We start from the raw sequence: 17,182 nt of genomic DNA on the forward strand, positions 1-17,182 counted from the left end.
ACCGAAGCGCCAGGCGCTTGGCACTCGGCCAGAACTTGCGCCTTGAACTCGGCGCTGTGTACGCGCCTCTGGGATCTGGGATGCATAGGTGCCCACCTATTGGAATTGGTGGGCACCATCGTCACGGGTGCTTCGGCGTCGTTCAAGATGGGATGACTGGACGCTCACGCCACATGGCGTCGATACGGATCGTCGAAGCAGCTCGCGCATCCAGGCCGCGCATTCGCTGGCCGCACCGGCCGGCCAAGTCACCGTGACGGCCGTCGCGCCGCGCTGCAACTCGATGCGGATGTCGGGCAGCGATTTCGGCGCGGCGGGCGCTGGCAGTGACACCGGTACGAACACCGACTTCAGGGGCGGCGCCTCGACGTTGCGCAAGCTCTTGCTGGGCGCGTCGGTCGACGTCTTCATCTCGGCCTCGCGCACCCAGCGACGCAGCAGGTTGGCATTGACGCCGTGGGCCATCGCGACGGCGGCCATCGACATGCCGGGCTGCATGCAGGTCGCGACTGCACCGGCTTTGAACTCGTCGCTGTGCAAACGACGGCGCCGACGCGCGCCGGCTGGCTGATCGGGGAAGGTCATACGTATCCACCAAGTTGAGGTGGGTACGAGACTCCTACGCTCCTATCGACTTCTCAAGATGGTCGGACTGGACGCTCACCGGTCGGCGACAACAAATCTTGAAGCAGGCGCAAAGCAAAAAGGGAACGTGGTGAACACGTTCCCTTTTTATCCGCAGTCAGTGCCTCGATGGCTTAACTGACTGGCATTGCGCGAGCCGGGCTTTCCAGATCTGCGGACGCTGAGCTTATTCGGCGGCTTCGCCAGCAGCCTCGCCTTCGGCGCGATCCACCAGCTCAACGAAAGCCATGGGCGCGTTGTCGCCGACGCGGAAACCCATCTTCAGGATGCGGGTGTAGCCGCCCGGACGAGCCGCGAAGCGCGGGCCCAGCACGTTGAACAGCTTGGTGACGATGTCACGGTCGCGCAGGCGGTCGAAAGCCAGGCGGCGGTTGGCCAGCGTGGGTTCCTTGGCCAGCGTAATCAGCGGCTCGACGACGCGACGCAGTTCCTTGGCCTTGGGGACCGTGGTCTTGATGGCTTCGTGCTCGAGCAGCGAAACGCACATGTTGCGCAGCATGGCAGCGCGATGGGCGCTGGTGCGGTTGAGTTTGCGGAGGCCGTTACGGTGACGCATGGTGCTTTTCCTTTCACTTCATTAATGCCGCCAGCCGGATCAGGTACTGGCGGGTGCACCGGGTGGCGTTGGTCAGCGCGCCACCCACTTAGAAATTAACGCTTGTCCAGACCTTGCGGCGGCCAGTTTTCCAGGCGCGCGCCCAGAGTCAGGCCGCGCGAAGCCAGCACTTCCTTGATCTCGTTGAGCGACTTGCGACCCAGATTCGGGGTCTTCAGCAGTTCGGTCTCGGTGCGCTGGATCAGGTCGCCGATGTAATAGATGTTTTCGGCCTTCAGGCAGTTGGCCGAACGCACGGTCAGCTCAAGCTCGTCGACGGGGCGCAGCAGGATCGGATCGAAGCTGCTAGCGCGCTGGGCCGGCTGGTCGAAGGCGTCGACCAGGTCGGTGCCTTGCAGCTGGGCGAATACGGCCAGTTGCTCAACCAGGATCTTGGCAGAAGCACGGATCGCTTCCTCGGGCGAGATGGCGCCGTTGGTCTCGATCTCCATGACCAGCTTGTCCAGGTCGGTACGCTGCTCGACACGGGCGTTCTCGACGGCGTAGCTGACGCGCTTGACCGGCGAGAACGAAGCGTCGAGGACGATGCGGCCGATGCTCTTGGTCGGCTCGTCGCCGAAGCGGCGCATCGTGCCGGGCACATAGCCACGGCCCTTCTCGACCTTGATCTGCATGTCCAGCTTGCCGCCTTGCGACAGGTGGGCGATGACGTGCTCGGGGTTGATGATCTCGACGTCGTGCGGGGTCTGGATGTCAGCCGCCGTGACGGGACCTTCGCCTTCCTTGCGCAGGACCAGAGTCACTTCTTCACGGTTGTGCAGGCGGAAGACGACGCCCTTGAGGTTCAGCATGATGTGAACCACGTCCTCTTGCACGCCGTCGATGGCCGAGTACTCGTGCAGCACGCCAGCAATCGTCACTTCCGTCGGCGCATAACCCACCATCGACGAGAGCAGCACACGGCGCAGGGCATTGCCCAGGGTGTGACCGTAGCCGCGTTCGAACGGCTCCAGCGTGACCTTGGCGCGATGACCGCCCAGGGGCTCCACGTTGATGGACTTGGGTTTGAGCAAGTTGGTTTGCATGAGGTCTTTCTTTCAATACCCTCGGTTCGTTACACCGATAAGGCTGAGGACCAGCCGGGCAGAGCCTTCGAAGGGCGGATAAGCCCGGACGAGGAAACGCCGACCGCGCCCTTGCAGGCGTGGTCGGCGGGGGAAACGATTAACGCGAGTACAACTCGACGATCAGCGATTCGTTGATCTCGGCGCCGAACTCGTCACGGTCAGGTGCCTTCTTGAACACGCCTTCCAGCTTGGTACCGTCGACAGCCACCCAGGCCGGCAGACCGATGGAATCGGCCAACTTGAACGACTCGGTGACGCGCAGCTGCTTCTTGGCCTTCTCGCGCACGGCGACGGTGTCACCGGCCTTGACCAGGTAGGAGGCGATGTTGACGACTTCGCCGTTCACCACGATGCCCTTGTGCGAAACCAGCTGACGGGCTTCTGCACGAGTGGAGCCGAAGCCCATGCGGTAGACGACGTTGTCCAGGCGCGATTCCAGCAGTTGCAGCAGGTTCACGCCGGTCGAGCCCTTGCGACGCTCCGCTTCGGCGAAGTAGCGGCGGAACTGACGCTCCAGCACGCCGTACATGCGCTTGACCTTCTGCTTCTCACGCAGCTGCAGGCCGAAGTCAGACGTGCGCTGACCGGACGTGCGGCCATGCTGGCCGGGCTTGCTGTCGAATTTGGCCTTGTCGCTGATGGCGCGGCGGGCGCTCTTCAGGTAGAGATCAGTGCCTTCGCGGCGGGAGAGTTTGGCCTTGGGGCCGAGGTAACGTGCCACTTTGAGTGTCCTTGTTCAATCTGACGCCAGACCTGTGCAAGAGGTTTGCTGACGCGAGTCCAGCCGGTGTTGTTTTGGGCTTGGACGGTGGGCTTACGAGCCAACCCCAAGAGTGAGATCGACTCAAAACTGAAGCCGGCGCGGCACCTGAGTGCCCGCCGGCTCCGGGAAAACGCGCGATTATCGCACCGTCATCCGAATCTGCAAGTCGTGCAGATCAGATACGCCGACGCTTCTGCGGACGGCAGCCGTTGTGCGGCACCGGGGTCACGTCAGAGATCGAGTTGATGCGGATGCCGAGTGCCGCCAGCGCGCGCACCGACGATTCGCGACCCGGGCCCGGGCCCTTGATCTTGACGTCCAGGTTCTTGATGCCCTGCTCTTGCGCAGCACGGCCAGCCACTTCCGCCGCCACCTGGGCTGCGAAAGGCGTCGACTTGCGCGATCCCTTGAAGCCCTGGCCGCCCGACGAAGCCCACGAAAGGGCGCCGCCTTGACGGTCGGTGATGGTGATGATGGTGTTGTTGAACGAGGCGTGGACGTGCGCGATGCCGTCAGCAACGTTCTTACGAACCTTCTTGCGAACGCGCTGAGCCGCCGAATTGTTGGGAGCCTTTGCCATATTGACCTTCTTTCAGTTCGGGCAGCTTACTTCTTGCCGGTCGCAGCCGACTTGCGCGGACCCTTGCGGGTGCGGGCATTCGTGCGGGTGCGCTGGCCACGCATCGGCAGGCCACGGCGGTGACGGAAACCACGGTAGCAGCCCAGGTCCATCAAACGCTTGATGTTGATGGACTGCTCACGGCGCAGGTCACCTTCGATGGTCAGCTTGTTGACCTCGTCACGGATCTTTTCGAGATCGCCGTCGGTCAGGTCTTTGACCTTCTTGTCGAACGGAATGCCGCAGGTCGTGCAGATCTTCTGAGCGGTCGTACGGCCAATGCCGTAGATCGAGGTCAGGCCGATCTCAGTGTGCTTTTGCGGCGGAATGTTGATACCAGCAATACGTGCCATGGTGGTCCTCTAATTCTGTCGTGCGGCCAATCAGCCTTGACGCTGCTTGTGACGCGGGTCGGTGCAGATCACGCGCACCACACCCTTGCGGCGGATGATCTTGCAATTGCGGCACATCTGCTTCACGGATGCCGAAACTTTCATGGTCTGCTCCTTGGCCTAACTCTTCTTGCGCTCTTGACGCGTTCCCGGGGGTTCAAACAGCTCACTTCGCCCGGAACACGATGCGAGCACGACTCAAATCGTAGGGCGTCAGTTCCACAGTCACTTTGTCACCAGGCAGGATCCGGATGTAGTGCATCCGCATCTTGCCGGAGATGTGCCCGAGGACGAAATGCCCGTTTTCTAACTTCACACGAAACGTAGCGTTGGGGAGGTTCTCAAGAATCTCACCCTGCATCTGAATGACGTCATCTTTCGCCATACCTACGCTTCGTGTGGGTTAAATCAAATTTTTCCTATGTTCAGCTTGCCCCGCCATCAGCTGGGCTTGAAGCTGGCCTTCTTCAGCAGTGATTCGTACTGCTGACTCATGATGTAGCTCTGAACCTGCGCCCAGAAGTCCATCGTGACAACCACAATGATCAGCAGCGAGGTGCCGCCGAAGTAGAACGGAACGTTGTACTTCAGCGTCAAGAACTCGGGCAACAAACACACTGCGGTGATGTAGATCGCACCAGCTAACGTCAGCCGCGACAGGATCTTGTCGATGTGCTTGGCAGTCTGGTCACCCGGACGGATGCCCGGGATGAATGCGCCGCTCTTCTTCAAGTTGTCTGCAGTCTCACGGCTGTTAAACACCAGCGCCGTGTAGAAGAAGCAGAAGAACACGATCGCCGCGGCGTACAACATCACATAGATCGGCTGACCCGGACTCACCGCACCAGCCAAATCCTTCAACCAGCGCAGACCATCACCCGTGGCAAACCAGCTCACCACCGTCGCCGGCAGCAGGATGATGGACGACGCGAAGATCGGCGGGATCACGCCAGACATGTTCAGCTTCAGCGGCAGGTGCGACGACTGCCCGCCGTAAACCTTATTGCCAACTTGGCGCTTGGCGTAGTTCACCAAAATCTTGCGCTGGCCGCGCTCAACGAACACGACGACGAAGGTGACGGCCACCACGAGAGCCACGATGAACAGTGCCGAACCGTAACCCATCGCCCCGGTGCGAACCAGCTCGAAAAGGCCACCAATCGCGCTGGGCAAGCCCGCGGCGATACCGGCAAAGATCAGGATCGAGATACCGTTGCCGAGGCCACGTTCCGTGATCTGCTCACCCAACCACATCAGGAACATCGTGCCGGCCACGAGGCTGGAAACTGCTGTCAGCCGGAAGCCAAAACCAGGATCCAACACCAGACCAGCCGTACCTTCAAGCGCCAGCGCGATGGACAGGCTCTGGAACAGAGCAAGGCCCAGCGTACCGTAGCGGGTGTACTGCGTGATCTTGCGACGTCCAGCTTCGCCTTCCTTCTTCAGCTGCTCCAGCGTCGGCACGACGTAGGTCATCAACTGGATGACGATGGAAGCGGAGATGTAAGGCGTGATGCCCAACGCAAACACGGTAAAGCGCGACAACGCGCCGCCCGAGAACATGTTGAACAGGCTCAGGATGCCACCGGCCTGACCTTTGAAGAACTGCTGCAGCTGAACCGGGTCGATACCGGGAACCGGGATATGTGCCCCGATGCGGTAGACAACCAGGGCCAGCGCCAGGAACACAAGCCGGCGACGCAGGTCGCCGAACTTGCCGCTCTTGGCCAGCTGATTCGCGTTGGTAGCCACGCTGGATCAGTTCCTGTGCTGACTTAGGCGACCGAGCCGCCGGCTGCCTCGATGGCCGCCTTGGCGCCCTTCGTGGCGTTCACGCCCTTCAGCGTGACCTTGCGCTCGATGGAGCCAGCCAGGATGACCTTGACCGACTTCGTCAGCTGCGGCACCAGGCCTACAGCCTTCAGCGTCGACACGTCGATCTCTTCGCCAGCCAGACCTTGCAGGTCCGTCAGCGTGATCTCGGCGTTGTACTTCAGCGTCAGCGACTTGAAGCCACGCTTGGGCAGGCGACGCTGCAGCGGCATCTGACCGCCTTCGAAGCCGACCTTGTGGTAACCACCGGCGCGGGACTTCTGGCCCTTGTGGCCGCGACCTGCGGTCTTGCCCAGGCCGGAGCCGATGCCGCGGCCGACACGGCGCTTGGCATGCTTGGCGCCCTCAGCGGGCTTGATCGTGTTGAGTTCCATCGTCTTGTCCTCAGTGTGCGGGGCGCTTACAGCACCTGCACCAGATAGGCGATCTTGTTGATCATGCCGCGCACGGCGGGCGTGTCTTCCAGCGTGCTCTGGCTGTTCAGCTTGCGCAGACCCAGGCCGGTCACGGTGGCACGGTGCGAGGCGCGGCAGCCGATGGGGCTGCGCACCAGCTTGACCGTCACGGTTTTCTTGTCAGACATCTTGTGCTCCGCTCTGGCGATCAGTTGAAGATCTCTTCAACCGTCTTGCCGCGCTTGGCAGCGACTTCCGACGCCGTGGTGGAACGCTTCAAAGCGTCCAGCGTAGCGCGGACCATGTTGTAGGGGTTCGTCGAACCGTGGCTCTTGGACACGATGTCGGTCACGCCCATCACTTCGAAGACAGCACGCATCGGGCCGCCCGCGATGACGCCAGTACCGACGGGAGCCGGAGCCAGCATGACGCGCGACGCACCGTGCTCGCCGATCACGTTGTGATGAACGGTACCGTTCTTCAGCTGAACCTTGATCATGTTGCGGCGGGCCGATTCCATAGCCTTCTGCACGGCGACAGGCACTTCCTTGGCCTTGCCCTTGCCCATGCCGATGCGGCCATCGCCATCACCGACCACGGTCAGAGCGGCGAAGGACAGCGTACGGCCACCCTTCACAACCTTGGTCACGCGGTTGACCGCGATCATCTTTTCCTTCAGGCCGTCGTCGTTGCCTTCAGCCTGAGCGCCACGGGGTTGAAACTTTGCCATTTCGTATTCCTTGATGCGTCAGAACTGCAGGCCGGCTTCGCGGGCTGCTTCGGCCAGCGCCTTGACGCGACCGTGGTAGGCGAAGCCCGAGCGGTCGAAAGCAACCTTCTCGACGCCAGCAGCCTTGGCCTTCTCGGCGATCAGCTTGCCGACCAGCGTGGCAGCAGCGACGTTGCCGCCGTTGCTCACCTGTTCGCGAACCGACTTCTCGGCGGTCGATGCAGAGGCCAGCACCTTGCCACCGTCTTCCGACAGGACCTGGGCATAGATATGCAGATTGGAGCGGAACACCGTCAGACGGGCCACGCGCTGCAGGGCGATGCGAGCACGGGTCTGGCGCGAACGACGCAGGCGTTGTTCTTTCTTGGTCATCATGGCGCGGCTCCTTACTTCTTCTTGGTCTCTTTGAGGGAGACCTTCTCGTCCGAATAACGGATGCCCTTGCCCTTGTAGGGCTCAGGCGGACGGAAGGCGCGCACCTCAGCGGCGATCTGGCCGACGACCTGGCGGTCAGCACCCTTGATGACGATTTCCGTCTGGGTGGGGCACTCGACCTTGATACCGGCCGGCATGTCCTTCACCACGGGGTGAGAGAAACCGATCTGCAGGTTCAGCTTCTGGCCTTGAGCTTGGGCACGGAAGCCCACGCCGACCAGGTTCAGCTTCTTCTCGAAGCCCTTGCTGACGCCGTTGACCATGTTGGCCACCAGCGCGCGCATCGTGCCGCTCATCGCGTCGGCTTCCGTCGACTCGTTGGCGGGCACAAAGCTCAGCTTGCCGGCTTCGTTCTTGATGTTGACCAGGCTGTTCACCGGACGCACCAGCGTGCCGAGAGAGCCCTTGACGCTGATGGCTTCAGCGCCGATGGTCACGTCCACACCTTGCGGGACGTTGACCGGCATTTTTCCTACGCGGGACATTGTTTCCTACTCCTTCGCTTAGGCGACGTAGCAGAGGACCTCGCCGCCGATACCGGCAGCGCGGGCCTTGCGGTCCGTCATGACGCCTTGCGGGGTCGTCACAATCGCCACACCCAGGCCATTCATAACCTGAGGAATGTCGTGGCGGCCCTTGTAGATGCGCAGACCGGGGCGGCTGACACGCTCGATGCGCTCGATGACCGGACGGCCAGCGTAGTACTTCAGCGAGATTTCCAGCTCCGGGCGGGCGGCTTCGCCACGCACGGCGAAGTCGTCGATGTAGCCTTCGTCCTTCAGGACCTTGGCAATCGCCACCTTCAGCTTGGACGACGGCATCACAACGTTCGTCTTTTCGACGATCTGCGCGTTGCGGATGCGGGTCAGCATATCGGCGATGGGATCACTCATGCTCATTTGCGATATCTCCTATCAGCCGATTACCAGCTGGCCTTGACGACACCAGGGATGTCGCCCTTGAAGGCCAGTTCACGGATCTTGTTACGGGCCAGGCCGAACTTGCGGAAGGTGCCGCGCGGGCGACCGGTCAGCTCGCAGCGGTTGCGCAGGCGAGTGGGGTAGGCGTTGCGGGGCAGCTTTTGCAGCTCGAGGCGAGCAACATAACGCTCTTCCTCGGACTTCTTGCTGTCGTCGATGATGGCCTTCAGATCCGCGTACTTCTTGGCGAACTTGGCGACCAGCGCTTCGCGCTTCAGCTCACGTTGTTTGATCGAGAGTTTTGCCACGGGTCACCTCAGTTCTTGAACGGAAACTTGAACGCAGCCAGCAGAGCCTTGGCTTCGTCGTCCGTCTTGGCAGTCGTCGTGATGCTGATGTTCAGACCACGCAGAGCATCCACCTTGTCGTACTCGATTTCGGGGAAGATGATCTGTTCTTTGACGCCGATGTTGTAGTTGCCACGACCGTCGAACGAGCGGCCGGAGATACCACGGAAGTCGCGAACGCGCGGCAGCGCGATCGTCACGAAGCGGTCCAGAAATTCATACATCTGGACACCGCGCAGCGTGACCATCGCACCGATGGGCACGTTGTCACGGATCTTGAAGCCGGCAATTGCCTTCTTCGACTTCGTGACCACGGGCTTCTGGCCAGCGATCTTGGTCAGGTCGCTCACAGCGTGGTCCATGACCTTCTTGTCAGCGACCGCCTCGCTCACACCCATGTTGAGCGTGATCTTGGTGATGCGCGGCACTTCCATGACCGACTTGTAGCCAAACTTCTCAGTCAGGCCGGGCACGATTTTTTCGCGGTAATGCGTTTGCAGACGAGCCATGTCGGACCTCTTATGCCTTGATCTCTTCGCCGGTCGACTTGAAGACGCGCACCCGCTTGCCGTCGACGAGCTTGACGCCCACACGATCGGCCTTGCCGGAGGCGGCGTTGAAGATCGCCACGTTGGATTGATGGATGGGCATGGTCTTGTCGACGACGCCACCGGTGGTGCCCTTCATGGGGTTGGGCTTGACGTGCTTCTTGACGACATTGACACCTTCGACGACCACATGGTCTTCGTCAGCGCGCGCGGTCACGGTGCCGCGCTTGCCCTTGTCGCGGCCGGTCAACACGATGACCTGGTCGCCGGTACGGATCTTGTTCATGGCTTACCTCAGACAGTGGGGGCTCAAAGCACCTCGGGCGCCAGCGACACGATCTTCATGAAGCGCTCGGTACGCAGTTCACGCGTCACGGGGCCGAAGATCCGGGTGCCGATGGGCTCCAGCTTGGCATTGAGCAGCACGGCGGCATTGCCGTCGAACTTGACGAGCGAGCCGTCCTGGCGGCGCACGCCCTTGGCGGTACGAACCACCACGGCGCTGTAGACCTCGCCCTTCTTCACGCGACCACGCGGGGCAGCTTCCTTGATGCTGACCTTGATGATGTCGCCGATGTGCGCATAGCGGCGCTTGGAGCCGCCCAGCACCTTGATGCACTGAACGGACTTTGCGCCAGTGTTGTCCGCGACATCAAGCCGCGATTGCATTTGGATCATGTCTGTCCCCAACTTGTCCCGAAACACGCCTAAGCGCGAGTCGGTCAGTCTTGGGCCCGTAAGTCAGTCAGCGGCAGGCGTTGCACCTTTGGCTGCCCGACGGTTGTGGGCGGATTCCGAGGCCGCAGCACATGGAGTCATGTGCGTAGCTTTCGGCGAAGCTGCGCATTATGCAGTGACAAACCCCGAGCCGTCAATGCCTTGTGCGCAGAAAGTTGCGAGAGGGTCGCACAGGCGCCCTCCCGCCACGCAGATCAGAAGGCCTTGGCCTGCGCCAGCAGCGTTGCAGCGTCACTGACCTCGAACTTGCCGGGCGCCTCGACGTTCAAGCTCTTGACCACGCCGTCCTTGACCAGCATGGAGTAACGCTGCGAACGCACGCCGAAGCCCTTGGCCGTAAGGTCGAACACCAAGCCCACGGCTTGCGTGAATGCGGCGCTGCCGTCCGCCATCATGCGGACCTTGTCGGCCGTCTTCTGATCGCGCCCCCAGGCGCCCATGACGAAGGCGTCGTTGACCGATACGCACCAGATCTCGTCGACACCAGCGGCCTTCAGTTCGTCAGCCTTGGCCACATAGCCGGGCACATGCTGGGCCGAGCAGGTCGGCGTGAAGGCCCCCGGCAGCGCGAAGATGGCCACGGTCTTGCCCGCTGTCGCCTTCTCGAGGTCAAAGCTGTTGGGACCCAGGCTGCAGCCCTCGCCCTCGACCTCGATGAATTCCTGCAGGCTGCCGGCCGGCAGCTTGTCGCCTACTTTGATCATGCGTTCCTCCGTGAACTGGAAATAGAAAAGCCGGCGCACCAGTTCCCCAGCGTGCCGGCTTTGGCGGTCATGCGACCGACAGTCTTAGACGATCTGCGCCTTTTCGACCAGGCGAGTCACCGCCCAGGCCTTGGTCTTGGAGACCGGGCGGGTTTCGCTGATCTCGACGACGTCGCCGATCTTGTACTCGTTGGTCTCGTCGTGCGCGTGGTACTTGCGCGAGCGGGCCACGATCTTGCCGTAGAGCTCGTGCTTGGCACGGCGCTCGACGAGCACGGTCACGGTCTTGTCGCGGGCATCGCTGACGACGCGCCCGACCAGGGTGCGCACGTTCTTCACTTGGGCCTCAGTCATTTCGTGGCCTCCTTCTTCTTCTGCGCCAGGATGGTCTTGGCACGAGCGATGTCGCGACGGGTCTTGCCCAGCGTGCTGTGATTGGTCAGCTGCTGGGTGGCCTTTTGCATGCGCAGGCCGAAGTGGGCCTTCAGCAAGTCGGTCACTTCCTTCTCGAGGGCAGCGACGTCCTTGGCGCGGAGTTCAGTTGCTTTCGTCATGGTGTCTTCCTCAGGTACCGACCTGGCGGGCCACGAAGGTGCAACGCAGCGGCAGCTTGGCAGCAGCCAGCGTGAACGCCTCGCGAGCCAGCGTTTCCGGCACGCCGTTGATCTCGTAGAGCACCTTGCCGGGCTGGATCTCAGCCACGTAGTACTCCGGGTTGCCCTTACCGTTACCCATACGGACTTCGGCAGGCTTTTGCGAGATGGGCTTGTCCGGGAAGATGCGGATGAAGATCCGGCCGCCACGCTTGATGTGACGCGAGATCGCGCGGCGAGCCGCTTCGATCTGACGGGCCGTCAGGCGGCCGCGTTCCGTGGCCTTCAGGCCGAAGTCACCGAAAGACACCGCGGCGCCGCGAGTCGCAACACCAGTGTTGCGGCCCTTCTGCTCCTTGCGGTACTTGCGACGATTAGGTTGCAGCATGCTTATTCTCCTTTGGCCTCACCGGCGGCGGGGACCTTGCGGACCACGCGCTTAGCCGAGGGCTTGGCTGCGTCACCCGTGGGGGCGGCGGCAGCGGGCTGATCTGCTCCGTCACGCGGGCCACGATCGCCACCCGGACGGCCACGGCCGCCAGGAGCGCCCGGGCGGGCGTTACGGCGCGGGCGACGATCGTCTTCGGCGCCTGCGGGGGTGTTGATGACCGGAGCCTCGCCATTGGCCAGGCGGTCACCGCGGTAGACCCAGACCTTGACGCCGATGACGCCGTAGGTGGTCTTGGCTTCGGAGAAGCCGTAGTCGATGTCGGCCTTCAGGGTGTGCAGGGGCACACGACCCTCGCGATACCACTCGGTGCGAGCGATTTCGATGCCGTTCAGACGACCAGCGCTCATGATCTTGATGCCCTGGGCACCCAGACGCATGGCGTTCTGCATCGCGCGCTTCATGGCGCGGCGGAACATGATGCGCTTTTCGAGCTGCTGCGTGATCGAGTCGGCGATCAGCTGTGCATCGACTTCAGGCTTGCGCACTTCCTCGATGTTGACGGCGACGGGCACGCCCAGACGCTTGGTCAGCTCGGCCTTCAGCGCCTCGATGTCTTCGCCCTTCTTGCCAATCACGACGCCCGGACGAGCCGAGAAGATCGTGATGCGGGCGTTCTTGGCGGGGCGCTCGATCAGGATGCGCGAGACGGCGGCATTCTTGAGCTTCAGCTTCAGGTAGTCGCGAACCTTCAGGTCTTCAGCCAGCATCGTGGCGAAGTTCTGGTTGTTGGCGTACCAGCGCGAAGCCCAGTTACGGGTCACAGGAAGGCGGAAGCCAACCGGATGGATTTTCTGTCCCATAGTCTTCTTGCGCCTTAGTTGCCGACAGCCACGAAGATGTGGCAGGTGGGCTTGCTGATGCGGTTGCCGCGGCCCTTGGCACGAGCCGAGAAACGCTTCAGCGTGGCACCCTGTTCGACGTAGATCGAGGTGACCTTGAGCTCATCAATGTCAGCGCCATCGTTGTGCTCGGCGTTGGCGATGGCACTTTCCAGCGCCTTCTTGATGATGACAGCGGCCTTCTTCTGGGTGAATTCCAGGATGTTCAGCGCTTGGTCCACCTTCTTGCCGCGGATCAGATCAGCCACGAGGCGACCCTTGTCACACGAGAGGCGAACGCCGCGAACGATTGCTTTGGTTTCCATCGTCGACATCCTTACTTCTTCCCGGCCTTCTTGTCGGCCGGATGGCCCTTGAAGGTGCGGGTCAGTGCGAATTCACCCAACTTGTGGCCGACCATCTGGTCAGACACATAGACCGGCACGTGCTGCTTGCCGTTGTGCACAGCGATCGTCAGACCGATGAACTCGGGCAGGATCGTCGAGCGACGCGACCAGGTCTTGATGGGCTTCTTGTCTTTGATTGCAACTGCCTTGTCGACCTTGGCCTGCAGGTGGTGGTCAACAAAGGGGCCCTTCTTCAGCGAACGAGTCATGGCCTAGCCCTTACTTCTTGCGACGCGAGACGATGAACGTCTGCGTGCGCTTGTTGTTGCGAGTGCGGTAGCCCTTCGTCAGGGTGTTCCACGGCGACACAGGGACCTGGCCCTCGCCGGTGCGGCCTTCGCCACCACCGTGCGGGTGATCCACCGGGTTCATCGCCACACCGCGAACGGTCGGACGGATACCCTTCCAGCGGATCGCGCCGGCCTTGCCGTACTGGCGCAGGCTGTGCTCTTCGTTGCTCACTTCACCGATGGTGGCGCGGCAGTCGATGTGCACGCGGCGAACTTCGCCGGAGCGCAGGCGGATCTGGGCGTAGACGCCTTCACGAGCCATCAGGACGGCGGAGGTGCCGGCCGAACGGATCATCTGGGCACCCTTGCCAGGCTGCAACTCGATGCAGTGGATGGTCGAACCCACCGGGATGTTGCGGATCGGCAGCGTGTTGCCAGCCTTGATCGGCGCTTCCGAGCCGCTCAGGATGGTTGCGCCCACTTCCAGACCGCGCGGTGCGATCACGTAGCGGCGCTCGCCGTCGGCGTAGCACACCAGCGCGATGTGGGCCGTGCGGTTCGGGTCGTACTCGATGGTCTCGACCTTCGCGGGGATGCCGTCCTTGTTGCGCTTGAAGTCCACAACACGGTAGTGGTGCTTGTGACCACCGCCCTTGTGGCGCATCGTGATGTGACCGTTGTTGTTACGGCCAGACTTCTGCTTCTGGGGTTCCAGCAGCGAAGCTTCGGGAGCGCCCTTGTGGAGGTGCTTATGCACCACCTTGACGACGCCACGGCGGCCGGGCGAAGTCGGCTTGACTTTGACGATGGCCATTTACGCGGCCTCCCCGGAGAAATTGAGCTCTTGACCGGCCTTGAGGGCCACGTAGGCCTTCTTGACGTGGTCACGGCGGCCAGCACGGCCACCGAAGCGCTTGGCCTTGCCCTTGACCTGGACGACGTTGACCGACTCGACCTCGACCTTGAACATCAGTTCAACAGCGGCCTTGATCTCCGGCTTGGTGGCGTCGCGCAGGACCTTGAACAGGACCTGGTTGTGCTTCTCGGCAACTTGCGTGGCCTTCTCGGACACGATGGGCGCGAGCAGCACGGAGGCCAGACGGCCTTCGGAATACTTGGTGACGCTCATGCCAGCATCTCCTTGAGTTGCTCGACCGCAGCCTTGGTCACCAGCACCTTCTTGTAGAAGACCAGCGACAGGGGGTCGGCGTAGCGCGGCTCCACGACCAGCACGTTGGCCAGGTTGCGCGAGGCCAGCAGCAGGTTGTCGTCCACGGTGTCGGCGATGACCATCACCGAGTCCAGACCCATGGCCTTGAACTTAGCGGCCAGCAGCTTGGTCTTGGGGGCTTCGATCGAGATCGAGTCCACCACAGCCAGGCGGCCTTCACGGGCCAGCTGCGACAGGATCGCAGCCATGCCGGCGCGGTACATCTTCTTGTTCAGCTTGTGCGAGAAATTCTCGTCAGGCATGTTCGGGAAGATGCGACCGCCGCCACGCCACAGGGGCGACGACGTCATACCGGCGCGAGCGCGGCCGGTGCCCTTCTGGCGGAAAGGCTTCTTGGTCGAGTGATGGACCTGTTCACGGTCCTTCTGGGCGCGGGTGCCTTGACGGGCGTTGGCCTGGAAGGCCACGACCACCTGGTGCACCAGAGCTTCGTTGTAGTCGCGAGCGAAGATGGTGTCGGGCGCGTCAACCTTGGACGTGGCCTGACCCTGCTCGTTCAGGAGCTCGAGCTGCATCAGTTGGCTCCCTTCTTGATCTTGACCTTGACGGCCGGGCGAACGACGACGTGGCCGTTCTTGGAACCCGGGACCGCACCGCGGACCAGCAGCAGTTGACGAGCTTCGTCAACGCGCACGATGTCCAGGTTCTGGGTGGTGACGGTTTCGTCGCCCATGTGGCCGGTCATCTTCTTGCCCGGGAACACGCGGCCCGGATCCTGCGCCATCGAGATCGAGCCCGGCACGTTGTGCGAACGGCTGTTGCCGTGCGACGCGCGCTGCGAGCTGAAGTTGTGGCGCTTGATGGTGCCCGCGAAGCCCTTGCCGATGGACGTGCCTTGCACGTCGACCAGCTGGCCCGTGGCGAACAGCGTCACGGGGACGGCGGCGCCAGCCTTGTACTGGGCGGCAACGTCGGCGTCGACGCGGAATTCCTTGAGGACTTCACCAGCTTCGACGCCCGCCTTGGCGAGGTGACCGGCTTCAGGCTTGGTGACGCGCGATGCTTTGCGCGTACCGAACGCCACCTGGATGGCGCTGTAGCCGTCGGTCTCTTGGGTCTTGACCTGGGTCACGCGGTTGTTGGACACATCCAGCACCGTCACGGGGATGGCATCGCCATCGTCCGTGAAGATGCGCATCATGCCCACCTTGCGGCCCAGCAAACCGAGACGGTTGCTCAGACTCATGTTTTTTCTCCAGCCCCGTTGACCCGAACTTGCGCTCAGCCCTTCGAAGCTATTGCGAACACCCGACATCGATTGGCCGGGCTGACCTGTGCAGCGCCTCTCGCGAAGAATCGCTCGAAACACTGCGCGAACATCCGAACAGGCATAAGCCAACCCGGAAAAGCTGGCGAGTATAGCCCGCGAGGCAGCCCTGATGCAAGCATTGGGCGTTATTCAGTTCAAAAGACAAGGCCCCGGCCTGTCGAGACAGGGCCAGGGCCTTGGGATCGCAGCCCGAAGGCCTCGCGAATTACTGCAGCTTGATTTCGACGTCGACGCCAGCAGGCAGGTCGAGCTTCATCAGGGCATCAACCGTCTTGTCGGTCGGGTCGACGATATCCATCAGACGCTGGTGCGTGCGGATCTCGAACTGGTCGCGGCTGGTCTTGTTGACGTGCGGCGAGCGCAGGATGTCGAAACGCTCCAGGCGGGTCGGCAGGGGCACGGGGCCCTTGACGATGGCGCCGGTGCGCTTGGCGGTCTCGACGATCTCGAGGGCCGATTGGTCGATCAGCTTGTAATCAAACGCCTTCAGGCGGATGCGGATCTTTTGCTTTTGCATGACTGGTCCTTAAAGAGCGATGTGAACGCCGGACGGCAGCCGCCCGGCGCACGGTCACGCATTGATTACTCGAGGATCGTGGCGACGACGCCCGAACCGACGGTGCGGCCGCCTTCACGGATGGCGAAACGCAGGCCGGTTTCCATCGCGATCGGCGCGATCAGCTTCACGGTGATGCCGACGTTGTCGCCAGGCATGACCATTTCCTTGTCCTTCGGCAGCTCCACGGCACCGGTCACGTCCGTCGTGCGGAAGTAGAACTGGGGACGGTAGTTGTTGAAGAACGGGGTGTGGCGGCCGCCCTCTTCCTTGGACAGAACGTAGATTTCTGCCGTGAAGTGGGTGTGCGGCTTGATCGTGCCGGGCTTGGCCAGAACCTGGCCGCGCTCGACGTCTTCACGCTTGGTGCCGCGCAGCAGGATGCCGACGTTGTCGCCCGCTTGACCTTGGTCCAGCAGCTTGCGGAACATTTCGACGCCCGTGACCGTGGTCTTCTGAACTTCGCGGATACCGACGATTTCGATTTCTTCGCCGACCTTGATGATGCCGCGCTCGACGCGACCGGTCACCACGGTGCCACGACCCGAGATCGAGAACACGTCTTCAACCGGCAGCAGGAAAGCGCCGTCAACGGCACGGTCCGGCTGGGGGATGTAGGTGTCCAGAGCTTCGGCCAGGCGCATGATGGCTTGTTCGCCCAGATCGCCAGCGTCGCCTTCCAGGGCCAGCTTGGCCGAACCCTTGACGATCGGGGTGTCGTCGCCGGGGAAGTCGTACTTGGACAGGAGCTCGCGCACTTCCATTTCGACCAGCTCGAGCAGCTCGGCGTCGTCGACCATGTCGCACTTGTTCAGGAAGACGATGATGTACTTCACGCCGACCTGGCGAGCCAGCAGGATGTGCTCGCGGGTCT

The 17,182-nt window shown here is 62.2% G+C and carries 32 protein-coding genes; all 32 read right to left on the reverse strand.

Annotation, left to right across the window (positions count from 1 at the left end; all coding sequences use genetic code 11):
* Window positions 1–96: 96 nt before the first annotated feature.
* Window positions 97–585, reverse strand: coding sequence for an IS66-like element accessory protein TnpA (gene tnpA / locus ACG0Z3_RS22455; RefSeq protein ID WP_394402115.1), 489 nt, complete (start codon window positions 583–585; stop codon window positions 97–99).
* A 226-nt stretch (window positions 586–811) separates the two neighbouring features.
* The gene (rplQ, locus tag ACG0Z3_RS22460; RefSeq protein ID WP_394402117.1) at window positions 812–1,201 is read right to left on the reverse strand and encodes a 50S ribosomal protein L17; all 390 of its coding nucleotides are present in this window, start codon (window positions 1,199–1,201) and stop codon (window positions 812–814) included.
* Window positions 1,202–1,296: 95 nt separating this feature from the next.
* Entirely contained in the window at window positions 1,297–2,286 is a 990-nt protein-coding gene (locus tag ACG0Z3_RS22465) for a DNA-directed RNA polymerase subunit alpha (protein WP_268169236.1), read from the reverse strand.
* A gap of 139 nt (window positions 2,287–2,425) precedes the next feature.
* Window positions 2,426–3,049, reverse strand: a complete 624-nt coding sequence (gene rpsD / locus ACG0Z3_RS22470; RefSeq protein WP_394402120.1) for a 30S ribosomal protein S4 — start codon at window positions 3,047–3,049, stop codon at window positions 2,426–2,428.
* 217 nt (window positions 3,050–3,266) lie between these two features.
* Entirely contained in the window at window positions 3,267–3,671 is a 405-nt protein-coding gene (rpsK, locus tag ACG0Z3_RS22475) for a 30S ribosomal protein S11 (protein WP_056194196.1), read from the reverse strand.
* A gap of 26 nt (window positions 3,672–3,697) precedes the next feature.
* Complete coding sequence (rpsM, locus tag ACG0Z3_RS22480; RefSeq protein ID WP_268154334.1) at window positions 3,698–4,063, reverse strand: 30S ribosomal protein S13; 366 nt, start codon at window positions 4,061–4,063, stop codon at window positions 3,698–3,700.
* 30 nt (window positions 4,064–4,093) lie between these two features.
* On the reverse strand, window positions 4,094–4,207 hold the full coding sequence (gene rpmJ, locus ACG0Z3_RS22485) for a 50S ribosomal protein L36 (RefSeq protein ID WP_056194202.1): 114 nt from the start codon (window positions 4,205–4,207) through the stop codon (window positions 4,094–4,096).
* Window positions 4,208–4,268: 61 nt separating this feature from the next.
* Window positions 4,269–4,487: a translation initiation factor IF-1 gene (gene infA, locus ACG0Z3_RS22490; protein ID WP_394402123.1), complete on the reverse strand. Its 219-nt coding sequence runs from the start codon at window positions 4,485–4,487 to the stop codon at window positions 4,269–4,271.
* 56 nt (window positions 4,488–4,543) lie between these two features.
* Window positions 4,544–5,854 carry a preprotein translocase subunit SecY gene (secY, locus tag ACG0Z3_RS22495; RefSeq protein WP_268169239.1) on the reverse strand — a complete coding sequence of 437 codons (1,311 nt, stop codon included), beginning with the start codon at window positions 5,852–5,854 and terminating at the stop codon, window positions 4,544–4,546.
* 23 nt (window positions 5,855–5,877) lie between these two features.
* Window positions 5,878–6,309, reverse strand: a complete 432-nt coding sequence (gene rplO, locus ACG0Z3_RS22500; RefSeq protein WP_394402126.1) for a 50S ribosomal protein L15 — start codon at window positions 6,307–6,309, stop codon at window positions 5,878–5,880.
* A 26-nt stretch (window positions 6,310–6,335) separates the two neighbouring features.
* Window positions 6,336–6,518 (reverse strand): 50S ribosomal protein L30, encoded by a 183-nt coding sequence (gene rpmD, locus ACG0Z3_RS22505; protein WP_119046645.1) that lies wholly within the window; start codon window positions 6,516–6,518, stop codon window positions 6,336–6,338.
* Between the two features lie 20 nt (window positions 6,519–6,538).
* On the reverse strand, window positions 6,539–7,060 hold the full coding sequence (gene rpsE, locus ACG0Z3_RS22510; RefSeq protein ID WP_268169241.1) for a 30S ribosomal protein S5: 522 nt from the start codon (window positions 7,058–7,060) through the stop codon (window positions 6,539–6,541).
* A gap of 18 nt (window positions 7,061–7,078) precedes the next feature.
* Entirely contained in the window at window positions 7,079–7,435 is a 357-nt protein-coding gene (gene rplR, locus ACG0Z3_RS22515; protein WP_394402130.1) for a 50S ribosomal protein L18, read from the reverse strand.
* 11 nt (window positions 7,436–7,446) lie between these two features.
* Window positions 7,447–7,980, reverse strand: a complete 534-nt coding sequence (gene rplF, locus ACG0Z3_RS22520; protein WP_394402132.1) for a 50S ribosomal protein L6 — start codon at window positions 7,978–7,980, stop codon at window positions 7,447–7,449.
* Window positions 7,981–7,998: 18 nt separating this feature from the next.
* A complete protein-coding gene (gene rpsH / locus ACG0Z3_RS22525) occupies window positions 7,999–8,394 on the reverse strand; it encodes a 30S ribosomal protein S8 (protein WP_119046642.1) in 396 nt (131 codons plus the stop codon).
* A 23-nt stretch (window positions 8,395–8,417) separates the two neighbouring features.
* Complete coding sequence (rpsN, locus tag ACG0Z3_RS22530; RefSeq protein ID WP_394402134.1) at window positions 8,418–8,723, reverse strand: 30S ribosomal protein S14; 306 nt, start codon at window positions 8,721–8,723, stop codon at window positions 8,418–8,420.
* Window positions 8,724–8,731: 8 nt separating this feature from the next.
* The gene (gene rplE, locus ACG0Z3_RS22535; protein WP_394402136.1) at window positions 8,732–9,271 is read right to left on the reverse strand and encodes a 50S ribosomal protein L5; all 540 of its coding nucleotides are present in this window, start codon (window positions 9,269–9,271) and stop codon (window positions 8,732–8,734) included.
* A gap of 10 nt (window positions 9,272–9,281) precedes the next feature.
* On the reverse strand, window positions 9,282–9,596 hold the full coding sequence (gene rplX / locus ACG0Z3_RS22540; RefSeq protein WP_268169247.1) for a 50S ribosomal protein L24: 315 nt from the start codon (window positions 9,594–9,596) through the stop codon (window positions 9,282–9,284).
* 23 nt (window positions 9,597–9,619) lie between these two features.
* Window positions 9,620–9,988, reverse strand: coding sequence for a 50S ribosomal protein L14 (gene rplN / locus ACG0Z3_RS22545; RefSeq protein WP_056194233.1), 369 nt, complete (start codon window positions 9,986–9,988; stop codon window positions 9,620–9,622).
* Between the two features lie 254 nt (window positions 9,989–10,242).
* Window positions 10,243–10,752, reverse strand: coding sequence for a peroxiredoxin (locus tag ACG0Z3_RS22550; RefSeq protein ID WP_394402139.1), 510 nt, complete (start codon window positions 10,750–10,752; stop codon window positions 10,243–10,245).
* 84 nt (window positions 10,753–10,836) lie between these two features.
* A complete protein-coding gene (gene rpsQ / locus ACG0Z3_RS22555) occupies window positions 10,837–11,106 on the reverse strand; it encodes a 30S ribosomal protein S17 (RefSeq protein ID WP_268169249.1) in 270 nt (89 codons plus the stop codon).
* Window positions 11,103–11,306 (reverse strand): 50S ribosomal protein L29, encoded by a 204-nt coding sequence (rpmC, locus tag ACG0Z3_RS22560; RefSeq protein WP_394402141.1) that lies wholly within the window; start codon window positions 11,304–11,306, stop codon window positions 11,103–11,105. Before rpmC ends, rpsQ begins: the two co-directional genes overlap by 4 nt.
* 10 nt (window positions 11,307–11,316) lie before the next feature.
* Window positions 11,317–11,733, reverse strand: a complete 417-nt coding sequence (rplP, locus tag ACG0Z3_RS22565) for a 50S ribosomal protein L16 (RefSeq protein WP_268169250.1) — start codon at window positions 11,731–11,733, stop codon at window positions 11,317–11,319.
* A 2-nt stretch (window positions 11,734–11,735) separates the two neighbouring features.
* On the reverse strand, window positions 11,736–12,596 hold the full coding sequence (rpsC, locus tag ACG0Z3_RS22570) for a 30S ribosomal protein S3 (protein ID WP_394402144.1): 861 nt from the start codon (window positions 12,594–12,596) through the stop codon (window positions 11,736–11,738).
* A 14-nt stretch (window positions 12,597–12,610) separates the two neighbouring features.
* Window positions 12,611–12,940 carry a 50S ribosomal protein L22 gene (rplV, locus tag ACG0Z3_RS22575; RefSeq protein WP_233374577.1) on the reverse strand — a complete coding sequence of 110 codons (330 nt, stop codon included), beginning with the start codon at window positions 12,938–12,940 and terminating at the stop codon, window positions 12,611–12,613.
* 11 nt (window positions 12,941–12,951) lie between these two features.
* Window positions 12,952–13,230: a 30S ribosomal protein S19 gene (rpsS, locus tag ACG0Z3_RS22580; protein WP_119046637.1), complete on the reverse strand. Its 279-nt coding sequence runs from the start codon at window positions 13,228–13,230 to the stop codon at window positions 12,952–12,954.
* A gap of 10 nt (window positions 13,231–13,240) precedes the next feature.
* Window positions 13,241–14,065: a 50S ribosomal protein L2 gene (rplB, locus tag ACG0Z3_RS22585; protein WP_394402147.1), complete on the reverse strand. Its 825-nt coding sequence runs from the start codon at window positions 14,063–14,065 to the stop codon at window positions 13,241–13,243.
* On the reverse strand, window positions 14,066–14,380 hold the full coding sequence (gene rplW, locus ACG0Z3_RS22590) for a 50S ribosomal protein L23 (RefSeq protein WP_394402150.1): 315 nt from the start codon (window positions 14,378–14,380) through the stop codon (window positions 14,066–14,068).
* Window positions 14,377–14,997 carry a 50S ribosomal protein L4 gene (rplD, locus tag ACG0Z3_RS22595; protein ID WP_394402153.1) on the reverse strand — a complete coding sequence of 207 codons (621 nt, stop codon included), beginning with the start codon at window positions 14,995–14,997 and terminating at the stop codon, window positions 14,377–14,379. The genes rplW and rplD overlap by 4 nt, the downstream gene beginning before the upstream one ends.
* Window positions 14,997–15,668: a 50S ribosomal protein L3 gene (gene rplC / locus ACG0Z3_RS22600; RefSeq protein ID WP_394402155.1), complete on the reverse strand. Its 672-nt coding sequence runs from the start codon at window positions 15,666–15,668 to the stop codon at window positions 14,997–14,999. The genes rplD and rplC overlap by 1 nt, the downstream gene beginning before the upstream one ends.
* Window positions 15,669–15,957: 289 nt before the next feature.
* On the reverse strand, window positions 15,958–16,269 hold the full coding sequence (gene rpsJ / locus ACG0Z3_RS22605) for a 30S ribosomal protein S10 (RefSeq protein ID WP_132576760.1): 312 nt from the start codon (window positions 16,267–16,269) through the stop codon (window positions 15,958–15,960).
* Between the two features lie 65 nt (window positions 16,270–16,334).
* Window positions 16,335–17,182 (reverse strand): elongation factor Tu (locus tag ACG0Z3_RS22610; protein WP_394402159.1); only part of this gene is annotated, 848 nt, incomplete at its 5' end.

It is taken from the genome of Pelomonas margarita, from assembly GCF_043555875.1.
GTDB lineage: Bacteria > Pseudomonadota > Gammaproteobacteria > Burkholderiales > Burkholderiaceae_C > Pelomonas > Pelomonas margarita.

Excerpts from the sequence above, each read along its gene's own strand:
- rplC (WP_394402155.1), bottom strand. The coding sequence starts at position 15,668 with ATGAGTCTGAGCAACCGTCTCGGTTTGCTGGGCCGCAAGGTGGGCATG.
- rplX (WP_268169247.1), bottom strand. The coding sequence starts at position 9,596 with ATGAACAAGATCCGTACCGGCGACCAGGTCATCGTGTTGACCGGCCGC.
- rpsE (WP_268169241.1), bottom strand. The coding sequence starts at position 7,060 with ATGGCAAAGTTTCAACCCCGTGGCGCTCAGGCTGAAGGCAACGACGAC.
- rplD (WP_394402153.1), bottom strand. The coding sequence starts at position 14,997 with ATGCAGCTCGAGCTCCTGAACGAGCAGGGTCAGGCCACGTCCAAGGTT.
- rplP (WP_268169250.1), bottom strand. The coding sequence starts at position 11,733 with ATGCTGCAACCTAATCGTCGCAAGTACCGCAAGGAGCAGAAGGGCCGC.
- rplN (WP_056194233.1), bottom strand. The coding sequence starts at position 9,988 with ATGATCCAAATGCAATCGCGGCTTGATGTCGCGGACAACACTGGCGCA.
- rpsQ (WP_268169249.1), bottom strand. The coding sequence starts at position 11,106 with ATGACTGAGGCCCAAGTGAAGAACGTGCGCACCCTGGTCGGGCGCGTC.
- rpsM (WP_268154334.1), bottom strand. The coding sequence starts at position 4,063 with ATGGCACGTATTGCTGGTATCAACATTCCGCCGCAAAAGCACACTGAG.
- infA (WP_394402123.1), bottom strand. The coding sequence starts at position 4,487 with ATGGCGAAAGATGACGTCATTCAGATGCAGGGTGAGATTCTTGAGAAC.
- rplO (WP_394402126.1), bottom strand. The coding sequence starts at position 6,309 with ATGGAACTCAACACGATCAAGCCCGCTGAGGGCGCCAAGCATGCCAAG.
- rplB (WP_394402147.1), bottom strand. The coding sequence starts at position 14,065 with ATGGCCATCGTCAAAGTCAAGCCGACTTCGCCCGGCCGCCGTGGCGTC.
- rpmD (WP_119046645.1), bottom strand. The coding sequence starts at position 6,518 with ATGTCTGACAAGAAAACCGTGACGGTCAAGCTGGTGCGCAGCCCCATC.
- rplR (WP_394402130.1), bottom strand. The coding sequence starts at position 7,435 with ATGATGACCAAGAAAGAACAACGCCTGCGTCGTTCGCGCCAGACCCGT.
- rpsK (WP_056194196.1), bottom strand. The coding sequence starts at position 3,671 with ATGGCAAAGGCTCCCAACAATTCGGCGGCTCAGCGCGTTCGCAAGAAG.
- rplE (WP_394402136.1), bottom strand. The coding sequence starts at position 9,271 with ATGGCTCGTCTGCAAACGCATTACCGCGAAAAAATCGTGCCCGGCCTG.
- rplQ (WP_394402117.1), bottom strand. The coding sequence starts at position 1,201 with ATGCGTCACCGTAACGGCCTCCGCAAACTCAACCGCACCAGCGCCCAT.
- rpsS (WP_119046637.1), bottom strand. The coding sequence starts at position 13,230 with ATGACTCGTTCGCTGAAGAAGGGCCCCTTTGTTGACCACCACCTGCAG.
- rplW (WP_394402150.1), bottom strand. The coding sequence starts at position 14,380 with ATGAGCGTCACCAAGTATTCCGAAGGCCGTCTGGCCTCCGTGCTGCTC.
- ACG0Z3_RS22465 (WP_268169236.1), bottom strand. The coding sequence starts at position 2,286 with ATGCAAACCAACTTGCTCAAACCCAAGTCCATCAACGTGGAGCCCCTG.
- rpmC (WP_394402141.1), bottom strand. The coding sequence starts at position 11,306 with ATGACGAAAGCAACTGAACTCCGCGCCAAGGACGTCGCTGCCCTCGAG.
- rpmJ (WP_056194202.1), bottom strand. The coding sequence starts at position 4,207 with ATGAAAGTTTCGGCATCCGTGAAGCAGATGTGCCGCAATTGCAAGATC.
- rpsC (WP_394402144.1), bottom strand. The coding sequence starts at position 12,596 with ATGGGACAGAAAATCCATCCGGTTGGCTTCCGCCTTCCTGTGACCCGT.
- rpsH (WP_119046642.1), bottom strand. The coding sequence starts at position 8,394 with ATGAGCATGAGTGATCCCATCGCCGATATGCTGACCCGCATCCGCAAC.
- tnpA (WP_394402115.1), bottom strand. The coding sequence starts at position 585 with ATGACCTTCCCCGATCAGCCAGCCGGCGCGCGTCGGCGCCGTCGTTTG.
- rplV (WP_233374577.1), bottom strand. The coding sequence starts at position 12,940 with ATGGAAACCAAAGCAATCGTTCGCGGCGTTCGCCTCTCGTGTGACAAG.
- rpsJ (WP_132576760.1), bottom strand. The coding sequence starts at position 16,269 with ATGCAAAAGCAAAAGATCCGCATCCGCCTGAAGGCGTTTGATTACAAG.
- ACG0Z3_RS22550 (WP_394402139.1), bottom strand. The coding sequence starts at position 10,752 with ATGATCAAAGTAGGCGACAAGCTGCCGGCCGGCAGCCTGCAGGAATTC.
- rplF (WP_394402132.1), bottom strand. The coding sequence starts at position 7,980 with ATGTCCCGCGTAGGAAAAATGCCGGTCAACGTCCCGCAAGGTGTGGAC.